This is a genomic window from Xanthobacter albus, from assembly GCF_043194895.2.
In the GTDB taxonomy this organism is placed as follows: domain Bacteria; phylum Pseudomonadota; class Alphaproteobacteria; order Rhizobiales; family Xanthobacteraceae; genus Xanthobacter.
The window spans coordinates 3,976,150-3,993,660 of the sequence record NZ_CM195532.1 but is presented as its reverse complement, the minus strand read 5'-3'; the positions used below and the strand labels follow the sequence as shown (position 1 = coordinate 3,993,660).

15 protein-coding genes are annotated in these 17,511 nt (G+C 71.5%); 10 read left to right on the top strand and 5 right to left on the bottom strand.

What is annotated here, in order from left to right:
• The first annotated feature begins 164 nt into the window (after positions 1-164).
• From V5F75_RS17830 to V5F75_RS17820, 3 genes are all read left to right on the top strand, one after another.
• Entirely contained in the window at positions 165-4,079 is a 3,915-nt protein-coding gene (locus V5F75_RS17830; RefSeq protein ID WP_394036680.1) for a baseplate multidomain protein megatron, read from the top strand.
• A 77-nt stretch (positions 4,080-4,156) separates the two neighbouring features.
• A complete protein-coding gene (locus V5F75_RS17825; protein WP_394036678.1) occupies positions 4,157-6,103 on the top strand; it encodes a DUF2793 domain-containing protein in 1,947 nt (648 codons plus the stop codon).
• A 9-nt stretch (positions 6,104-6,112) separates the two neighbouring features.
• A complete protein-coding gene (locus V5F75_RS17820) occupies positions 6,113-6,400 on the top strand; it encodes a hypothetical protein (RefSeq protein ID WP_394036676.1) in 288 nt (95 codons plus the stop codon).
• 31 nt (positions 6,401-6,431) lie between these two features.
• Here V5F75_RS17820 and V5F75_RS17815 read toward each other — a convergent pair whose 3' ends face one another.
• On the bottom strand, positions 6,432-7,325 hold the full coding sequence (locus V5F75_RS17815; protein WP_394036674.1) for a class I SAM-dependent methyltransferase: 894 nt from the start codon (positions 7,323-7,325) through the stop codon (positions 6,432-6,434).
• A 361-nt stretch (positions 7,326-7,686) separates the two neighbouring features.
• Here V5F75_RS17815 and V5F75_RS17810 point away from each other — a divergent pair, with 361 nt between their 5' ends.
• Together V5F75_RS17810 and V5F75_RS17805 are read left to right on the top strand one after the other, a co-directional pair.
• Complete coding sequence (locus V5F75_RS17810) at positions 7,687-8,811, top strand: peptidoglycan-binding protein (RefSeq protein WP_394036672.1); 1,125 nt, start codon at positions 7,687-7,689, stop codon at positions 8,809-8,811.
• Between the two features lie 183 nt (positions 8,812-8,994).
• Positions 8,995-9,429, top strand: coding sequence for an RT0821/Lpp0805 family surface protein (locus V5F75_RS17805; RefSeq protein WP_394036670.1), 435 nt, complete (start codon positions 8,995-8,997; stop codon positions 9,427-9,429).
• A gap of 9 nt (positions 9,430-9,438) precedes the next feature.
• Here the strand turns inward: V5F75_RS17805 and V5F75_RS17800 are convergent, their stop codons facing one another.
• Positions 9,439-10,278 carry a universal stress protein gene (locus V5F75_RS17800; RefSeq protein ID WP_394036668.1) on the bottom strand — a complete coding sequence of 280 codons (840 nt, stop codon included), beginning with the start codon at positions 10,276-10,278 and terminating at the stop codon, positions 9,439-9,441.
• Positions 10,279-10,411: 133 nt separating this feature from the next.
• Positions 10,412-10,918: a flavin reductase family protein gene (locus V5F75_RS17795; protein ID WP_394036666.1), complete on the bottom strand. Its 507-nt coding sequence runs from the start codon at positions 10,916-10,918 to the stop codon at positions 10,412-10,414.
• Positions 10,919-11,039: 121 nt separating this feature from the next.
• Here V5F75_RS17795 and queE point away from each other — a divergent pair, with 121 nt between their 5' ends.
• Together queE and queD are read left to right on the top strand one after the other, a co-directional pair.
• Positions 11,040-11,672 (top strand): 7-carboxy-7-deazaguanine synthase, encoded by a 633-nt coding sequence (gene queE / locus V5F75_RS17790; RefSeq protein ID WP_394036664.1) that lies wholly within the window; start codon positions 11,040-11,042, stop codon positions 11,670-11,672.
• A 17-nt stretch (positions 11,673-11,689) separates the two neighbouring features.
• On the top strand, positions 11,690-12,046 hold the full coding sequence (gene queD / locus V5F75_RS17785) for a 6-carboxytetrahydropterin synthase QueD (RefSeq protein WP_394036704.1): 357 nt from the start codon (positions 11,690-11,692) through the stop codon (positions 12,044-12,046).
• Between the two features lie 18 nt (positions 12,047-12,064).
• Here queD and V5F75_RS17780 read toward each other — a convergent pair whose 3' ends face one another.
• The gene (locus V5F75_RS17780) at positions 12,065-12,673 is read right to left on the bottom strand and encodes an LOG family protein (protein ID WP_394036662.1); all 609 of its coding nucleotides are present in this window, start codon (positions 12,671-12,673) and stop codon (positions 12,065-12,067) included.
• Between the two features lie 167 nt (positions 12,674-12,840).
• Here V5F75_RS17780 and V5F75_RS17775 point away from each other — a divergent pair, with 167 nt between their 5' ends.
• A complete protein-coding gene (locus tag V5F75_RS17775; protein ID WP_394036660.1) occupies positions 12,841-13,206 on the top strand; it encodes an ArsR/SmtB family transcription factor in 366 nt (121 codons plus the stop codon).
• Between the two features lie 5 nt (positions 13,207-13,211).
• Positions 13,212-15,203, top strand: coding sequence for an ABCB family ABC transporter ATP-binding protein/permease (locus V5F75_RS17770; protein WP_394036659.1), 1,992 nt, complete (start codon positions 13,212-13,214; stop codon positions 15,201-15,203).
• Between the two features lie 123 nt (positions 15,204-15,326).
• On the opposite strand, the gene V5F75_RS17765 is transcribed toward V5F75_RS17770, so the two are convergent.
• Positions 15,327-15,716, bottom strand: coding sequence for a COG4315 family predicted lipoprotein (locus V5F75_RS17765; protein WP_509212105.1), 390 nt, complete (start codon positions 15,714-15,716; stop codon positions 15,327-15,329).
• Positions 15,717-15,944: 228 nt separating this feature from the next.
• Between V5F75_RS17765 and V5F75_RS17760 the strand changes: the two genes are divergently transcribed.
• The gene (locus V5F75_RS17760; RefSeq protein WP_394036656.1) at positions 15,945-17,510 is read left to right on the top strand and encodes a Do family serine endopeptidase; all 1,566 of its coding nucleotides are present in this window, start codon (positions 15,945-15,947) and stop codon (positions 17,508-17,510) included.
• The last annotated feature ends 1 nt before the right edge of the window (position 17,511 follow it).

Below are 17,511 nucleotides of genomic sequence, written 5' to 3'. Positions count from 1 at the left end.
TGCGAGGGCCGCGCGGGGCCGGGTCGGCGCAGTCGCCTCCCGATTCCGGGGACGCCGCTGCCTGGGTGCCCGGCGCCAGGGCAGGGGCGCGTTCCACCGCCGCTCCCGCGCGGGCCGGCGCGGCTCGCGGGCATCCATCCCATTCACCAATGCGAGGATCTTCCATGGCGACGCTGCTTCTCGGCGCGGCCGGCGGGCTTGTGGGCGGGGCCCTGTTCGGGCCGCTGGGCGCGGTGGCCGGGCGGGCGCTCGGCGCCCTCGGCGGCGCGGTGCTGGACCAGACACTTCTGGGCGGCAGCCGCACGGCCTCCACCGAGGGGCCGCGCCTCTCCGATCTCGATGTGACGGCCTCCACCCCCGGCGCCGCCATCCCGCGCCTCTATGGCCGCGCGCGCCTTTCGGGGCAGGTCATCTGGGCCACCCGCCTCACCGAGGTGCGAAAGACCGGGAACGCCGCCGCCGTCGGCGGTAAGGGCGGCAGCCTTGCCGCCAAATCCAGCACGGTCACCTACACCTATTACGCCAATTTCGCGGTGGCCCTGTGCGAGGGGCCGGTCTCCCGCATCGGCCGCATCTGGGCCGATGGCAGGCCGATGGATGTGGCCGGGCTCACCATCCGCGCCCATCTCGGCGGCGCGGACCAGCCCGTCGACCCCTGGATCGCCGCCCGCCAGGGTGCGGAGGGCACCCCGGCCTATCGCGGCGTGGCCTATCTGGTGTTCGAGAATCTCGACCTCACCGATTACGGCAACCGCCTGCCCCAGCTCACGGTGGAGGTGGAGCGCGCGGTGGGCGCGCTGGAGCGGCAGGTGCGGGCGGTGACCCTCATCCCCGGCGCCACCGAGTTCGGCTACGACACGGTGGGCACCGTGCAGGTGCTCGCCCCCGGCAGCTACGGGGCCGAGGCGCGGCACGTTTCCACCGCCGGCACCGATTTCGAGGCCTCCCTCGACCAGCTTCTCGCCGCCTGCCCGAACCTGGAGCGCGTCTCCCTGGTGGTGTCCTGGTTCGGCGACGACCTGAGGGCGGGGCGGTGCCGCATCCGCCCCCGCTGCGAGCGCCACGTGAAGTCCAATTTCCCCCAGGAATGGGCCGTGGGCGGCCTCTCCCGCCTGGAGCTGCCGGATGTCTCCCAGTACGGGGGCCGGGCGGCCTATGGCGGCACGCCCTCGGACATCACCGTCATCCGCGCCATCCGCAAGCTGAAGGCGGCGGGGCTGAAGATCACGCTCAACCCCTTCGTGATGATGGACATTCCCGCCGGCAACACGCTCACGGACCCCTGGACCGGCGCCCCTTTTCAGCCGCCCTATCCCTGGCGCGGGCGCATCGTGTGCGATCCCGCGCCGGGGCGGCCGGGCTCGGCGGAGGGCACGGCGGCCTGCGCGGCACAGGTTTCGGCCCTGTTCGGCGCCGCGAAGGCGGGCGACTTCCACCGCGCGGGCACGCTCGTGCTCTATTCCGGCGCGGAGGACTGGGGCCTGCGCCGTATGGCGCTGCATTACGCCCATCTGGCGGCGGCGGCCGGCGGGGTGGAGGCCATCCTGATCGGCTCGGAGATGGAGGCGCTCACCCGCCTGCGCGACGGCGCTGGGGCCTTTCCCGCCACCGCCGCCTTCGCCGCCCTGGCCGCCGATGTGAAGGCGGTGGTGGGCGGGGGCACGCTGGTTTCCTACGGCGCCAACTGGGCCGAGTATGGCGCCCAGGTGTTCGCGGGCGGGGATGTGCGGTTCCCGCTCGACCCGCTGTGGGCCTCCCCTGCCGTCGACTTCATCGGCATCGATTATTATCCCCCCATCACCGACTGGCGGGACGGAAACGCCCATCTCGATGCGGCCCACGCGGCCGCGATCACCGATCCGGCCTACCTCAAGGCGGGGCTGCGCGGGGGCGAGGCGTTCGACTGGTATTATGCCGACGACGCCGCGCGCGACGCCCAGGCCCGCAGCCCCATCACCGATGGCGCCCACGGCGAGCCCTGGGTCTACCGCCAGAAGGACCTGTGGTCGTGGTGGGCCCATGCCCATCACGAGCGCTTCGCGGGCGTCCGCGCGGCGAGCCCCACCGCCTATGTGCCGGGCGCCAAGCCCATCCGCATCATGGAGGCGGGCTGCGCCGCCGTGGACAAGGGCCCCAACCGGCCCAGCACCTTCCCCGATCCCAAGTCGTCGGAGAACGCGCTTCCGCCCTATTCCTCCGGCGCCCGCGACGACATGGTGCAGCGGCGGACGCTGGAGGCCATCCTCGCCACCTTCGAGCCGGCGGCGGGGGCGGGGCTCGCGGACAATCCGGCCGCGCCGCTCTACGGCGGACGCATGGTGGCGCCGGGCTGCGTGTTCCTGTGGACCTGGGATGCGCGGCCCTATCCGCAGTTTCCCCTGCTCACCGATGTCTGGGGCGACGGCGCCAACTGGAACACCGGCCACTGGCTCACCGGCCGCCTCGGCGCCGCGCCCCTCGACGCCCTGGTGACCGCCCTGTGCGCGGACTTCGGCGTGAGCGTGGATGCCACCCGCCTCTCGGGCGTGGTGGAGGGCTATGTGGTGAGCGACGTCATGTCCGCCCGCTCCGCTTTGGAGCCGCTCGCCCGCGCCTTCTCCTTCGCCGCGGCGGAGGCGGGGGAGCGCATCGTCTTCCACCGGCGCGGAGACGGCGCGGTCACCGCTCTCGGGGCCGATGACCTGGTGCGGCCGGACGACGGCGGCCCGCTCGTCTCCCTCACGCGGGCGCAGGAAAGCGAGCTGCCGCTGGAGGTGACGGTGGGCTTCATCGATCCCCTGCGGGACTACCGCAGGGCGACCGTCTCTTCCCGCCGCCTCGCCGGGCACAGCCGCCATGTCACGGAGGCGACGCTCGCGGTGGTGGCGCCGCCGGCCGTGATGGCGCGCGCGGCCGATGTCTGGCTGCAGGATCTGTGGGCCTCGCGGGAGACGGTGAGCTTCACCCTGCCGCCCTCGCGCGCGGCGCTGGTGCCGGGCGACGTGGCGCGCCTCACCCTCGATGGGCGCGAGCGCCTCGTGGAGATCACCCGCGTGGAGGAGGCGGAGGCCCGCGCCGTCACCGCCCGCTCCATCGATCCGGAGGTGTTCGACGCGGCTCTGGAGGAGGCCGTGGGCGGCAGTGTCGCCGTGCCGGCGGCCTCCGGCCCGCCGGAGGTGGTGGTGCTCGACCTGCCGACCACCGAGGGCGCCGATCCTCTTCCGCTGCAATATCTCGCGGCGGCGGCCGCGCCCTGGCCGGGCACGCTGGCGGTGTGGCGCTCGGCCGACGGCGAGAGCTTCGAGGCGGTGGCGGCGCTCACCGCGCCGGCCGCCCTCGGCACGCTCCTCACCGCCCTGCCGCCGGGGCCGCTCTGGCGCTTCGACCGGTACAACGCGGTGCTGGCGGCCATGGCCTCCTCGCAGCTCGTTTCCGCGAGCGAGGCGCAGGTGCTCGACGGCGCCAATGCCGTCGCCCTGTTCGCGGAGGGGCGCGAGCCGGAGATCGTCCAGTTCACCGAGGCCGAGCTGGCGGATGCCGGCACCTACCGCCTCTCCGGCCTGCTGCGCGGGCGCGCCGGCACCGAGGCCGCCGGCGCGCTGGAATGGCCCGCGGGCACGCGCCTGCTGCGGCTCGACGGCACCCTGGCCACGGTGGCGAGCGGGCTCGGCGCCCTCGGGCGGGCCTCCATCTTCCGGGTGGGGCCGGCGCGGGGCGACCATGGCGGGGAGGATGTGGCGCAGGTGTCCGCCACCGTGGCGGGCCGCGCCTTCCGGCCGCTTGCTCCTGTGCACCTGAAAGCCCGACGCACGGCGGCGGGCATCGCCATCGGCTTCATCCGCCGTACGCGGCTCGACGGCGACGGCTGGGATGCGGTGGAGGTGCCCCTCGGCGAGGCCGGCGAGGCCTACCGGGTGGAGATCATTTCCGGCGGCGGCGTGGTCCGCGCGTTCGAGACGTCCGCCCCAGAGGCGCTCTACGCGGCCGCCGACGAGATCGCCGATTTCGGCGCGCCCCAGGCGCGCCTCACGGTGCGGGTGAGCCAGCTCTCGGCCACCGTGGGCGCCGGCGCGGCGGCCGTGAGCACCTTCACCCTCTGATCCTCGCCCCTCATCCTTTCTTCACCCCCGCGTCTCCCGGTCGCCTGCCTGGAGATGCCATTCGCTCGGGAGAGCCCATGGCGTCCGAACAATCGGCGAATCTCGCCCTGCCGTACCTGGCGGCGGCGCAAGCGCAGAAGCACGTGACCCACAACGAGGCGGTGCGCCGCCTCGATGCCTACGTCCAGCTCGCCCTCGAAAGCGTGACCGCGCCGGCGCCCCCGGCCGCGCCGGCCGAGGGCGCGCGCTGGTTCGTGCCCGCCGGCGCCACCGGCCTCTTCGCCGGGCAGGCCGGCAGGCTCGCCGCCTACGAGGCCGGCGCCTTCGACTTCCTCGCCGTGCCGCGCGACACCCTCGCCTATGTGCGTGACACCGGCCGCTTCGCGCGCTTCGACGGCACCACCTGGACGTCGCTGGCGGTGGAGGCCGGTGGGGCGGCCGCGCCGCTCGTGCTCGAAAGCATCACCGCCGCCGCGCCGCCGGCGGTGCCGGGGGAGGGGGCGTGCTGGTTCGTTCCGGCCGGAGGCACGGGAGCCTTCGCGGGACACGACGGCAAGCTCGCGACCTACGCCACCGGCGCCTTCGCCTTCCGTGCCCCGGTGGCGGGAATGCTGGCCTTCGTCCGCGACGAATGGCGCCTCGCGCTCCATGACGGCGGCGAGTGGGTTTCACCCCTCGCCGCGCGCCCGGCGCGCGCCGCCATCGAGGCGCGGGTGCTGGAGGAGGACGTGGTGCTCTCCGGCGGCGTGGTGGAGACCACGATCGCCATTCCGGCGCGGGCCATCGTGCTCGGCGTTTCCACGCGCACCCTCTCGGCGGTCACCGGGGCCGCCTCCTATGATTGCGGCATCGCCGGGGAGGCCGGCAAGTTCGGCGCCCTGCTCGGCGCCGCGCTGGGCTCCTCCAATTCCGGCGTCATCGGGCCCACCGCCTTCTACGCCGCTACCCCGGTGCGCCTTACCGCCAATGGCGGCGCCTTCACCGGCGGGCGGGTGCGGGTGTCGATCCACCTTCTCATGTGCCCGGCCTCGTCCTTCCCGCAGCGCGAGGCCGCGTGGTGGACCGATGCGCCGAGCCTCCTCGACGGTGTCGCGCCCAGCCTTTCGGCGGATTTCTCGCGCGAGCGCTATGCGCTGGGCGGCGCCCACGGCTCCTCCACCAGCATCGTGCAGCGCGCCGGCGGGACGAAGACCGTGGTCTCCGTGGCCGGCGAGCGGATGACGGCGGCCGCCAACACGGTGGCCTTCGATTATTCGAGCGGCCGGCGACGGCTGCTGCTGGAGGGTGCGGCCACCAACCTCTTCACCGGCTCGTCGGCGCCCACGGCGGCGCAGGCCATCACGGTGACGGCGCAGCCCTACACGCTCTCGTTCTGGGGCACCGGCGCCATGGCCCTGAGCGGGGCGGCCAGCGCCACGGTGACGGGCACCGGCGCCAACGCCCGCACCACCTATACCTTCACGCCGGGGGCCGGCGCCCTCACGCTCACGCCCTCCGGCAGCGTCACCAACGTGCAGCTCGAGGTAGGCGTCCGCGCCAGCTCCCACATCGTCACCGCCACGGCGGCGGCCAGCCGCGTGACGGACGTGTGCGCCCTTTCGAGCGCTGCGGTGGCGGCGCTGGCGTCTTCAGGCCCGTGCACGCTCGCGTGGCGTGGTTCCTGCTCGCAGACGGGCTATGCGTGGTTGTTCATGGTGTCTGGCAAAGAGCTGATCCGCCGTTCCACGGATGGCTTGCAACTGCTCGCCGTCGTGCCGCTGGCGCAGGGCACGGGCCTCGCCATTACGGCCGTGGGCACCACGCCGCTCGGCATCGTCATCGGATGGGACGGGGCGGGTGGCATCGCCTCCGCCAACGGCGCCGCGGCTTCAGCCAACGCCACCGCGCCCAGCGGCGCCATCACCTCCGCTTATATCGGCGGAACGGGCGGCGTGAGCGGGTGGATCGAGCTGGATGCGCTCGTGATCTGGCCGGTGAAGGGCAGTTCCATCGCCGTGCAGGCCCAGGCGCACGCCTGGAGCTGAGGAGAAGGCATGAACACGATCCATCTCAAGTTCGCGGACCGCGCCGAGGCGCTCTCGGCGCTCACGGCCGTATTGGGCTACGGGCCACAGGCGGATGGCGCCGCGCTCTGGTGGCCCACGGCCGGCACCACCGGCGGTGTCCGCTATGACCTGTGCTTCCTCGCCGACCAGGGCGTGGCCACCGGCGGCGATGGCGACCACGTCAACCTGCTCTGGTGGGGCGATAAGGAGACCGCGCCGGATTTCGGCGCCCATGTGGTGGCGCCGCAGACGCCGAGCGCCATTTTCGCGGCCTGAGGCTGCGGCGCGGCGTCGCCGCCGCGCCGGCTCATCCACCGCCGTGCGGCTTCCTCAGAAAAACGATCGTCGTATCGCGCGGCAGTATTCCAAGGACGGGCAGCAAGGTCACGGCACCGGCATAGGCGATCCCGTTCAATAAGCGTGACTGGCCTTCGACGTAGGACACCCGCTGCCGAAGCCCCTTCGCCGTGATCGGGGACAGGCGGATGACATCCTGCTGCTCGAAGCCCGCCTTTTGCCCGAGCGCCGTCAGGTGCCGCGCGCCAAAGTACCACACGTGAGGCGAGGGCAGCCCATGCTGCCATAAGCGCTGGATCGGCTGTGAAATTCCAAGCCGATCCAGAAAATCCGCCAGGCGGTAGAACACACCCCCCTGGTCCGGGCAGTTCAATACCAGGATGCCGCCGGGGTGCAGATGGCGTTCGCTCGCCATCACCGCCGCCTCCACCTGCGGTATATGTTCCAGAACATCGTTGAACACGATTCCATCGAAGCGCTCATCTGCTCCAAGCGCATCCGGAAAGAAGCCGTGCCGGGCCGGAGCTCCGCTCGCCGCCCGCGCCCTGGCCACGACGTTTGCATCCGGCTCCACGCCTTCCGCCCGAAAGCCACGGCTTCGCGCCTCCTTGAGGAACAGGCCGGGGCCGCAGCCGACATCGAGCAGCGAGCGGTCGGTTCCTCCCAGGAGCCGGACGAGGGCATCCAGGATGGCCACATTGCTGCGTCTGCGCGGCTCGGAGAGCCCGGCAAGGCGCGCGTCCTCGTCGAGCCGTGTCTGTGTTTGCTCCTGCGGGATCGCCGGCTCCAGCGTGGATGCCAGCACCTTGCAGCCACCGCAGCGGAACAGCCAGTCGTGGCGGATACGGTGGAACGCAGCTCCGCATACGGGGCAGGACGCACAGTGCGGATGCGTATCGCTCATTGGGCTTCGTTCCTCCGCGACCTGAGGCCGGCCTCCCGGCCTCGCCGCCGTTCCGTACCCCGGAGCCCGCTGGATATCGCAATCGAGAAAGATGGGCACCAGCCGCGTGCCCGGAGGGGGATCGGCCGCGCCGGATCATCGCCTTTTCCCGGAATGGCCGGATGCTCCCGCGTCGCCTGGCGTGAGGCGGGCGCGGCGCTTTACGGCCGCCTGCGCCATCCGGCCCGCGCATGGCGCCCTGTCCAGGCCTGGGGGCGCGCATCGCCCTCCCGGCGGTACGTGAAAACCTGTCACCCCTGCATTCATGTTCAACGTGGCGTGCGCCCCGGGCGTGCGCCCGCCTGCCATCGAAGGAGCGACCATGACCACTTATGCCTTCGCCTCCCTGGAGGCCGAATATGCGCATCGCTGGGCCGCCATGGCGGTGGCGCCCGCGCGCCTTTCCTCCATTGAGGGCATGGCGCGCCGGATCGTCGCCGGCAAGGCGCGCTACCGGGCTGTCGAGGCCCGCACCGGCGTGCCCTGGGCCTTCATCGGCGTGCTGCATGCCCGCGAGTGCGGTTGCGACTTCCGGGGCGTGCTTCATAACGGCGAGCGGATCCTGGGTACCGGCCGCCGGACCCGGCTGGTGCCCGCCGGGCGCGGCCCGTTCGAGACGTGGGAGGAGGCGGCGGCCGATGCGCTCGCCCTCAAGGGCTATGGGCCCGGTTTCCCGTGGACCCTTCAGCGCTGCCTCTATGAAGGCGAACGCTTCAATGGCTTCGGCTACCGCATGCGCGGGGTGCCCAGTGCCTATCTGTGGAGCGGCTCGAACCAGTATGCGCGCGGCAAGTATGTGGCCGACGGGGTGTGGAGCGGCACCGCCGTGGACAAGCAGATCGGCATCGCGCCGCTCATGAAGCGACTCATGGAGCTCGACTCCGATGCCGGCCTCGGGCCGGGTCCGGTGTCTTCCGGCGCGCCCGGCGGCGAGCTGGATCCCGGCGCGGTCCGCGCCCTCCAGCAGCGCCTGCGTGATCTCGGCTATGCGGAGGCGGGCCAGGCCGATGGCGTCTTCGGCCCGCGCACCACGGCGGGTGTCGCGGCCTTTCAGGCGACCGCGGGGCTTCCCGTCTCCGGCCGTCTCGACGCCGGGACGGCGGCCGCGCTGGCCACCGCCGCGCCGCGCCCCGTTGCGCCGGAGCGGGCGCGCCTCACCGCCGGGGCGCTGGCGGCCAAGGGGGATGCGGTGGTCGCCGCCGCGGGCTGGAGCAAGCGCGGCGCGCTGCTGCTGGGCGCGCCGGCCGTGCTGCTCGGCGTGCTGGAGCAGGTGCCCGAGGCGCTGGGCCGCCTGGCGGCGCTGCGCGACGCCCTGGGCGGCCTGCCTTCCTGGAGCTGGCCGCTGGCCGTCGCGGCGGTGGCGGCGGGGCTCTACACGCTCGCGCACCGGGCCGAGACGGCCGAGGTGGAGGCGGTGCGCACCGGCCGTGACGCCGGGCCTGGCTGAGAGGGGCAGGGGCGGCGCGGAAGGCCGCCTTCTCCTGGGGAGAGCGCGCCGGCGCCATGCGGCACGAGGCTGCGCCGGTAGTGCTTTTCCTTCCGCTCAAGTCCAACTAAGACTGTTGCAACTCAGGCTGTGCGGCGGCCCGCTTCCGCGCCGCATGGCCATGGCGTTGAAAGATCCCGTGCGATGTCCGTCCGTCAGGTGCCCGCGACCCTCAGTGCCCTCGTTCTCGGAGCGCTCCTTTCGGGCTGCGCCAGCGATGCGAATTCCAGCCTGAAGGGCACCGCCAACATCGCCCTGCCCACGGCGCCGGTGATGCGCGGCGCGGTTTCGGGCGGGCTCATCAGCGGCGCCATCGGCAACGGCCTCGACGATGCCGATCGGCAGAAGGCCTTCGACGCGGAGGTGGCGGCCCTGGAGACTGGCGGTCCGGGCTATCCCACCGGCTGGAAGAGCGACAGCGGGGCGCACGGCACGGTCATCGCCGGGCCGCCCTACCACCGTCCGGGCTTCCAGACCTGCCGGGACTATTCCCACACCATCTATATCGACAACCGCCCGCAGATCGCGCGCGGCGCCGCCTGCCGCAATGCGGACGGCAAGTGGCAGGCGGTGGGCTGAGGCCGCTTCTCAATAGGACATGAGCAGCGGCACCGGGCTCTCCCCGAGCAGGGACTGGGTGACGCCGCCGAGCACCCATTCGCGCACCGCGGAATGATGGAAGGCGCCCATCACCAGCAGATCGGCGTTGAACAGGCTGGCCTGCTCGCGCAGGGCGCCGGCGATGCCTTCGGCCTGCACCACCAGGTCCTTCACGCTCACGTTCACGCCGTGGCGCGCCAGGTGGGGGGCGATCTCGGCGCCGGGCACGCTGCCCGCCAGCTCCTTCTCGGTGCCGATGGCCACCACCTCCACCGCCGCCGTGGACTTCAGGATGGGCATGGCGTCGTTGACGGCGCGCGCGGCGCGGGCGCTGCCGTCCCATGCAATGAGCACGCGCTCGTGCCGGAAGGCGTCCCACCCCGGTGGCACCACGATGAGCGGGCGGCCGCTTTCGAACAGCAGCGCCTCGATGAGGCCTCTGTCGGTGCCGGCGGTGGCGGCCGCAGCGTCGAGCACGCTGATGTCGTGCACGCGGGCCTGGGCGACGAAGGCTTCCGCCAGCTCGCCGTAAGGCAATTGCAGGTTCTCCACCGCGCAGGCGACACCCTGGGCCGCCGCCTCGCCGGCGGCGCGCTCGGCCACCGCCGTCGCCAGGGCGCGCAGGCGCCGGTTGTGATCGGAGACGATTCCCGCCGCCATGCCGCTGACGAAGGCGGTGCCCAGCACCACCTTGAGCGAGGCGGCCTGGATGGTGGCATGGGCGCCGGCCTGCCGCGCCAGGGAGAGGCCGTAGGCGAGGGCGGAGGAGGGCTCGTCAATGCCTTCCTCGGTCACGCCGATGAGGACGCTTCTCAGGTTGTGCAGCATGGGCCTTCCTCGAAAGTTGCGCAGGTCCGCGAACGGCTTGCCTCGGGGGACAGTAAGGGCCGGCGAAACGACGGACGTTGCGTCAGGTCAACGCCTGTGTAGACCCCCGCGCCCCCCGGTTGAAGCCCCGTCCTCACCCGGCGGGGGCCGCGAGGGTGCGGTAGCGGCCGCGATAATAGAGCAGCGGCGCCTCTTCGCCCTCGGCATGCATGTGCACCACGCGGCCCACGAAGATCACGTGGTCGCCGCCGTCGTAATGGGCATAGGGCACGCACTCGAAGCAGGCGTGGGCGGGCAGCAGGCGCGGCGCGCCGCTGGGCCCGCGCTCCCACTGTGTGTCCGAGAACTTGTCCGCGCCGGCGGTGGCGAAGCGGTTGGACACCTCCTGCTGGTGCTCCAGCAGGATGTTCACCGAATAGGCGTTCGCCTTCTCCAGCCGGGAGAGGGAATTGAGCTTGCGCGACATGCAGAACAGGATGAGCGGCGGATCGAGGGAGACGGCGGAGAAGGAATTCACCGTCACGCCCATCAGCCCCTCGCCGTCGGCGGCCATCACCACGGCGATGCCGGTGGCGAAGCGGCCGAGGGCGTTGCGCAATTCGCGCGGGTCGAGGCTGGCGTCGAGGTCGAGGGTGGTCATTCGATAGGGCTCGCTGGGAACGGGTTCGTCCGGTTGGCCTATCCTAGCCTCCTGGCGCGGACCTTTCGATGCCGGCGGCGCGCTTCCCCCGGCGGCGGGATGGGTCTAAAGGCATCGGCCCATGGCCTATGCTGTCAAAGAGATGTTCAAGACCCTGCAGGGGGAGGGCGCCCAGGCCGGGCGCGCGGCCGTGTTCTGCCGCTTCGCCGGCTGCAACCTCTGGTCCGGCCGCGAGGCCGACCGGGAGGACGCCGCCTGCCGTTTCTGCGACACCGACTTCGTGGGCCTGGACGGGGACGGCGGCGGGCGCTTCGCCCGCGCCGAGGAGCTGGCGGCGGCGCTGGCGCGGGTCTGGGGGCCGGGCGCGGGGCGCCGCTTCGTGGTATTCACCGGCGGCGAGCCGCTGCTGCAGCTCGATGCGCCCCTGGTCGCGGCCGCCCATGCCGCGGGCTTCGAGATCGCGGTGGAGACCAACGGCACGCTGCCCGCGCCCGAAGGCATCGACTGGATCTGCGTGAGCCCCAAGGCCGGCGCGCCCCTGCTCCAGCGCAGCGGGCAGGAGCTGAAGCTCGTCTTCCCCCAGGCGGGGCTCGACCCCGAGACGCTTTCCGGGCTCGACTTCGCCCAGTTCTTCCTGCAACCCATGGATGGACCCGACCGGGCGCGCCACACCGCTGCGGCGGTGGCCTATTGCCTCGCGCATCCGCGCTGGCGCCTGTCCGTCCAGACCCACAAGATGATCGGCATTCCATGACCGCACCGGCGCCCACCATGCGCATCACCCAGGGCTTCACCTTCGAGGCGGCGCACTTCCTGCCCCGCGTGCCGGAAACCCACCGATGCCGGCGCATGCACGGCCATTCCTACAAGGTGGAGCTGACGCTGGAGGGGGCGGTGGACCCCGACACCGGCTTCGTGGCGGACTTCTTCGACATCGAGGCGGTGTTCGCGCCGCTGCTGGCGCGGCTCGACCACCATTGTCTCAACGACGTGGAGGGCCTGGACAATCCCACCGCGGAGAACATCTGCGCATGGCTCTGGGCGCGGCTGAAGCCCGAGCTGCCGCAGCTCGCCGGCGTCAGGGTGTTCGAGACGCCCCTCTCCTATGCGGAGTACGACGGGCGCTGAGCCCGCCGCGCCGTCCGGCTACATCTGTCGCGCAAGCTCGGCCTCGCCATCGTGGAGGTCGTGGTCCGGGATCGACGCGGCGGCGGCCTGGAGCGTCGGCAGGATGTCCTCGATGCGGTCGGCGGTGAGGATGTCCAGGGGGCGCTCGGCGGGCAGGAAGCCGGCATCCTGCATGTGGCCGATGAGGTCCAGGAAGGGATTCCAGAAGCCGTCGAGATTGGCGAGCAGGATCGGCTTGCGGTGGCGGCCGAGCTGGGCCCAGGTGAGCTGCTCCACCAGCTCCTCCAGGGTGCCGATGCCGCCCGGCAGGGCCACGAACGCATCCGCCCGCTCGAACATGAGCCGCTTGCGCTCATGCATGTCGGTGACCTCGATCATCTCCGCCCGGTGGCGGAAGGCGCGCTCCACCCGCACCAGGAAGCGGGGGATGATGCCTGTGACCTCGCCACCGGCGAGGGCGGCGGCGCTCGCCACCTCCCCCATCAGGCCCACGCCGCCGCCGCCATAGACGAGGCGGATGGAGTGGGCCGCCAGGATCTCGCCCAGCCGGCGCGCGCCGTCCGCGAACGCCGGGTCGCGGCCGTGGGAAGAGCCGCAATAGACACATACGCTTTCAATTTTAGCCATGGACCCACTTTAGCACTGTTTCGCGCACAGCGACGCCTGCCTTACGGGCCCGCTGTTCTCATCCACCTTCCGCGTGGGGCGCGACGCGCGCGTGACAGGGCCGTCTTGAAATGGTCATTGTCATCGTCTATCGCCGATGGACGAGGAGTTGAGTGCCGAGACGCGCGTTGACCGTTCCGCCCGAAATCTCCCCCGCAGACGAGGGGAACCTTTCCCCCGCCACCCTGGACGCTTTGGCCGAGCGCCTGCGCGCCCTCGCGCATCCCGCGCGCCTCATGGTGCTGCAGACGCTGGCGCGCGCGGACCGCTGCGTGTGCGGGCAGATCGTGCGCGGCCTGCCGCTGGCGCAATCCACCGTGTCGCAGCATCTCAAGGTGCTTGGTGATGCGGGCCTCATCCGCAGCCGCGCGGAAGGCGCGCGCATCAGTTATTGCCTCGACCGCGCGGCGCTGCGCGCGCTGCGGGCCGAGATCGAGACCGTGTTCGACACGCTCCTTCCCGAGGATGCGGCCGACCCCACGGCGGAAGGTTAGGCTTCATGTCAGACGGTTCAAAGGTTCCCCGCCCCGGAGCAAGCGGCTCCGGCGCTTCCGGCCGGCCCGCTCCCGCCCCTGCGGGCGAGCGGATGCTCGGCACCCTCTCCCGCCTGTGGCCCTACCTGTGGCCGAGCGACCGGGCCGACCTGCGCGCACGCGTGATCGTCACCATGGTGCTGCTGTTCGGCTCCAAGGGCGCCACCATGGTGGTGCCGTTCGTGTTCAAATGGGCGACCGACGCCCTGAGCGCGGAAGCCAACGGCGCGCCGGTGCCCTCGGGCTGGGCCTATATTCTCGCGGCGCCGGTGGCGCTGACGTTGGCCTACGGCCTTGCCCGCATCGTCATGGCGGCCATCACGCAATTGCGCGACGGCATTTTCGCCAAGGTGGCGCTCCACGCAGTGCGCAAGCTGGCGCTGGAGACCTTCCGGCACATGCATGACCTGTCCCTGCGCTTCCACCTGGAGCGCAAGACCGGCGGGCTCACGCGCGTGCTGGAGCGGGCGCGCAACGGCATCGAGACCATCGTGCGCATGGCGGTGCTGCAGCTCGCGCCCACCATCGTCGAGCTGGTGATGGTGCTTGGCGTGCTGCTGTTCGCCTTCGACTGGCGCTATGTGGTGGTGGTGACGCTCACAATCGCGGCCTATGCCGTCTTCACCTACCGGGCGAGCGAGTGGCGCCTCTCCATCCGCAAGGAGATGAACGACAGCGACACCGAGGCCAACACCAAGGCGGTGGACAGCCTGCTCAACTACGAGACGGTGAAGTATTTCGGCGCAGAGCGCTGGGAGAATGCCCGCTACGACCGCTCCATGGCCCGCTACGAGACGGCGACCGTGCACACCTACACCTCGCTCGCCTGGCTGAATGCGGGGCAGGCGGTCATCTATTCCATCGGCCTCGCCATCATCATGGTGATGTGCGTGTTCGACATTCGCGCCGGGCGGCAGACCGTGGGCTCGTTCGTCATGATCAACGTGATGATGCTGCAGCTCTACGTGCCGCTGAACTTCCTCGGCTTCATCTATCGCGAGATCAAGCAGGCGCTGCTGGACATCGAAGCCATGTTCCAGGTGCTGGCACGCGATCCGGAGATCCGGGACCGGCCCGACGCGCCAGGCCTCGCGGTGCGCGGCGGCACGGTGCGGTTCGAGGACGTGCGCTTCTCCTATGAGGCGGGGCGGGAGATCCTGAAAGGCGTGTCGTTCGAGGTGCCGGCGGGGCGCACCCTGGCCATCGTCGGCGCCTCCGGCGCCGGCAAGAGCACGCTGTCGCGCCTCCTGTTCCGCTTCTACGACGTCTCCGCCGGCCGCATCCTCATCGACGGGCAGGACATCCGCGAGATCACGCAATCCTCTCTGCGGGCCGCCATCGGCATGGTGCCGCAGGACACGGTGCTGTTCAACGACACCATCGCCTACAACATCCGCTACGGCCGCCAGGACGCCGCCGAGGCGGAGGTGGAGGAGGCGGCCCGGCTCGCGCGGATCGACGATTTCATCCGCTCCCTGCCCAAGGGCTACAGGACCGAGGTGGGCGAGCGGGGCCTCAAGCTTTCCGGCGGCGAGAAGCAGCGCGTGGCCATCGCCCGCACCCTCCTGAAGGCGCCGCCCATCCTGGTGCTGGACGAGGCCACCTCCGCCCTCGACAGCCATACCGAGCGCGACATCCAGGAGGCGCTCGACAAGGTTTCCGAGGGGCGCACCACGCTGGTCATCGCCCATCGCCTCTCCACGGTGGTGGGGGCGGACGAGATCCTGGTGATGGCGGACGGGCAGGTGGCGGAACGCGGCACCCACGCGGCACTGCTCGCCCGCGGCGGCCTCTATGCCGACCTGTGGCGACGCCAGCAGGAGGCCGAGGAAGCGGCCGCGCCGGCCCCTGCCGAGGCGGCGTTGCCCCCCTCCGGCGGCGCAGCCAGCCTGGACCCCGCGCGGCTGGAGGACGCGGAGGAAAACTACCAGGACAATGCCTCACGCGCAGTCGGCTGATGCCGGAGGTTCACGCGCCTCTGTCGCGGGCCCGTGGCCAGGCCCGCGCGGCGCTTGAGCGAAGCGCGCTCGGCTCCGGTCGAGGACCGGGGCCGACGGTATGCGGCGCGACGCCCTCCGGTCTCACGGGCGCGCCATGCTCCAGGCGCCGTCGAGGGCGCCGTCACCGCCCATGTCGCCGGGCTTCATGTCCTTGCTGAAGTGGTAGAGGGGCTTGCCCTTGTAGGCCCATTGGGCCGTGCCGTCCGCATGGGTGACGATGGTCCACGGCCCCATGGGCTTGGCATTCATGCCCGCCTTCAGAGGCGGCCAGACCGCGGCGCAGGGTCCGGTGCAGGCGGGCTTGCCCGGCATGTCGCGGGAGAAGACGTAGAGCGTCATGCCCGAGGCGTCGGCCAGGGTCTTGCCCTTGGCTGTCTCCATGATCATGGCGGGCTCGGCGGCGCGGGCCGGAAGGGCCGGCAGGACCGCGAGCCAGAGAGCGGCTGCTGCTGCGACAGGGACGGGGCGCATGGCGTGTGTACCTCCCGGGTCCGGTCCCGACGGGCGCGCCGGAACGCGTTCTGGCCGTTGAACGCCGGGTGGCGGACCGCGTTCCCCAGGGGCGGGCTCACGGGCGTGTGAGCGACATTACCGAACCGTAATCCCGTCGCCAGGGAACCGTAAGGCTCGGGGCCCTACCTTCACCCTCGAACCTGCCGCCGGGCAGGGCACCCGATGGAAGAAGTGAGACCCGATCGCATGACCCGCTCTGACAAGACCTCCTCCGTGACGAAGCGCCGTCGCCAGGCCCTGCTCGCCGGCGTGTTCGGCCTCGCGGTCGCCGGCATGGTGGCCGGCGAGCTCCTGCCGGGCACCGCCACCCCCGCGTTCGCGCAGATCACCACCAGCCAGCCGGCCGGCACCTTCTCCTTCGCCGATATCGTCGAGAAGGTTTCGCCCGCGGTCGTCTCCGTGAAGGTGAAGAAGGACGGCGACCAGGTGGCCATGAGCGACGGCGACCTGGGCGGCGGCAATATCCCGCCCCAGATCGAGCAGTTCATGAAGCGCTTCGGCTTCGGCGAAGGCCGTGGCCCGAACGGCCCGATGGGTCCCAACGGCCCGATGGGTCCGCGCGGCCATCGCGGCCCGGGCGGCGAGCGCCCGGTGGTGGGCCAGGGCTCCGGCTTCATCATCTCCGCCGACGGCTATGTGGTGACCAACAACCACGTGGTTGATGGCGCCGACGAGGTGGATGTGACCACCACCGACGGCAAGGAGCATGTGGCCAAGGTGATCGGCACCGATCCGCGCACCGACGTCGCCCTGCTGAAGATCAACGACGCCAAGGACCTGCCCTGGGTGAAGCTGGCCGACACCGCGCCCCGCGTGGGTGACTGGGTGATTGCGGTGGGCAACCCGTTCGGCCTCGGCGGCACGGTCACCGCCGGCATCGTCTCCGCGCGCGGCCGTGACATCGGCTCGGGCCCCTATGACGACTTCATCCAGATCGACGCCCCCATCAACCGGGGCAATTCCGGCGGCCCGACCTTCTCGCTGAACGGCGAGGTGATCGGCATGAACACCGCTATCGTCTCTCCCTCGGGCGGCAACGTGGGCATCGCCTTCGCCATCCCCTCCGAGACCGTGAAGACGGTGGTGAACCAGCTCCGCGAGAGCGGCTCGGTGGCCCGCGGCTATATCGGCGTGCAGATCCAGCCGGTGACCGAGGAACTTGCCTCCGGCCTCGGCATCAAGGAGACCGAGGGCGCCCTGGTGGCGCAGGTGCAGCCCAACAGCCCCGGCTCCAAGGCGGGCCTGAAGGCTGGCGACGTGATCGTCAAGCTCAACGGCGAGGCGATCAAGGATGCCCGTGACCTCACCCGCAAGGTGGGCATGATGAAGCCCGGCACCGAGGTTCAGCTCGCCGTCATCCGCGACGCCAAGCCCGTCACCGTGGCGGTGAAGCTCGACCAGCTCCCCAACGAGCAGGTGGCCCGCGCCGACAAGGGCAATGAAGACGCCGCCGGCAAGGACATGCCGCGCCTCGGCCTGCAGCTCGCCCCCGCCAAGGGTGTCGACGGCGCCGGAGACGAGGGTGTGGTGGTCACCGGCGTCGATCCGAACGGCCCCGCCGCCGCCCGCGGCTTCCGCACCGGCGACGTGATCCTGAAGGTGGGCGACAAGGCCGTCTCCACCCCCAAGGACGTGCGCGACGGCCTCGCCGCCGCCAAGGCCGATGGCCGCAAGGCCGTGCTCGTCCAGGTGAAGAGCGAGCAGGGCGTGCGCTTCGTCGCCATCACCCTGGACACCAAGGCCAAGGGCTGAG

Excerpts from the sequence above, each read along its gene's own strand:
- V5F75_RS17830 (WP_394036680.1), top strand. The coding sequence starts at position 165 with ATGGCGACGCTGCTTCTCGGCGCGGCCGGCGGGCTTGTGGGCGGGGCC.
- V5F75_RS17825 (WP_394036678.1), top strand. The coding sequence starts at position 4,157 with ATGGCGTCCGAACAATCGGCGAATCTCGCCCTGCCGTACCTGGCGGCG.
- V5F75_RS17820 (WP_394036676.1), top strand. The coding sequence starts at position 6,113 with ATGAACACGATCCATCTCAAGTTCGCGGACCGCGCCGAGGCGCTCTCG.
- V5F75_RS17815 (WP_394036674.1), bottom strand. The coding sequence starts at position 7,325 with ATGAGCGATACGCATCCGCACTGTGCGTCCTGCCCCGTATGCGGAGCT.
- V5F75_RS17810 (WP_394036672.1), top strand. The coding sequence starts at position 7,687 with ATGACCACTTATGCCTTCGCCTCCCTGGAGGCCGAATATGCGCATCGC.
- V5F75_RS17805 (WP_394036670.1), top strand. The coding sequence starts at position 8,995 with ATGTCCGTCCGTCAGGTGCCCGCGACCCTCAGTGCCCTCGTTCTCGGA.
- V5F75_RS17800 (WP_394036668.1), bottom strand. The coding sequence starts at position 10,278 with ATGCTGCACAACCTGAGAAGCGTCCTCATCGGCGTGACCGAGGAAGGC.
- V5F75_RS17795 (WP_394036666.1), bottom strand. The coding sequence starts at position 10,918 with ATGACCACCCTCGACCTCGACGCCAGCCTCGACCCGCGCGAATTGCGC.
- queE (WP_394036664.1), top strand. The coding sequence starts at position 11,040 with ATGGCCTATGCTGTCAAAGAGATGTTCAAGACCCTGCAGGGGGAGGGC.
- queD (WP_394036704.1), top strand. The coding sequence starts at position 11,690 with ATGCGCATCACCCAGGGCTTCACCTTCGAGGCGGCGCACTTCCTGCCC.
- V5F75_RS17780 (WP_394036662.1), bottom strand. The coding sequence starts at position 12,673 with ATGGCTAAAATTGAAAGCGTATGTGTCTATTGCGGCTCTTCCCACGGC.
- V5F75_RS17770 (WP_394036659.1), top strand. The coding sequence starts at position 13,212 with ATGTCAGACGGTTCAAAGGTTCCCCGCCCCGGAGCAAGCGGCTCCGGC.
- V5F75_RS17765 (WP_509212105.1), bottom strand. The coding sequence starts at position 15,716 with ATGCGCCCCGTCCCTGTCGCAGCAGCAGCCGCTCTCTGGCTCGCGGTC.
- V5F75_RS17760 (WP_394036656.1), top strand. The coding sequence starts at position 15,945 with ATGACCCGCTCTGACAAGACCTCCTCCGTGACGAAGCGCCGTCGCCAG.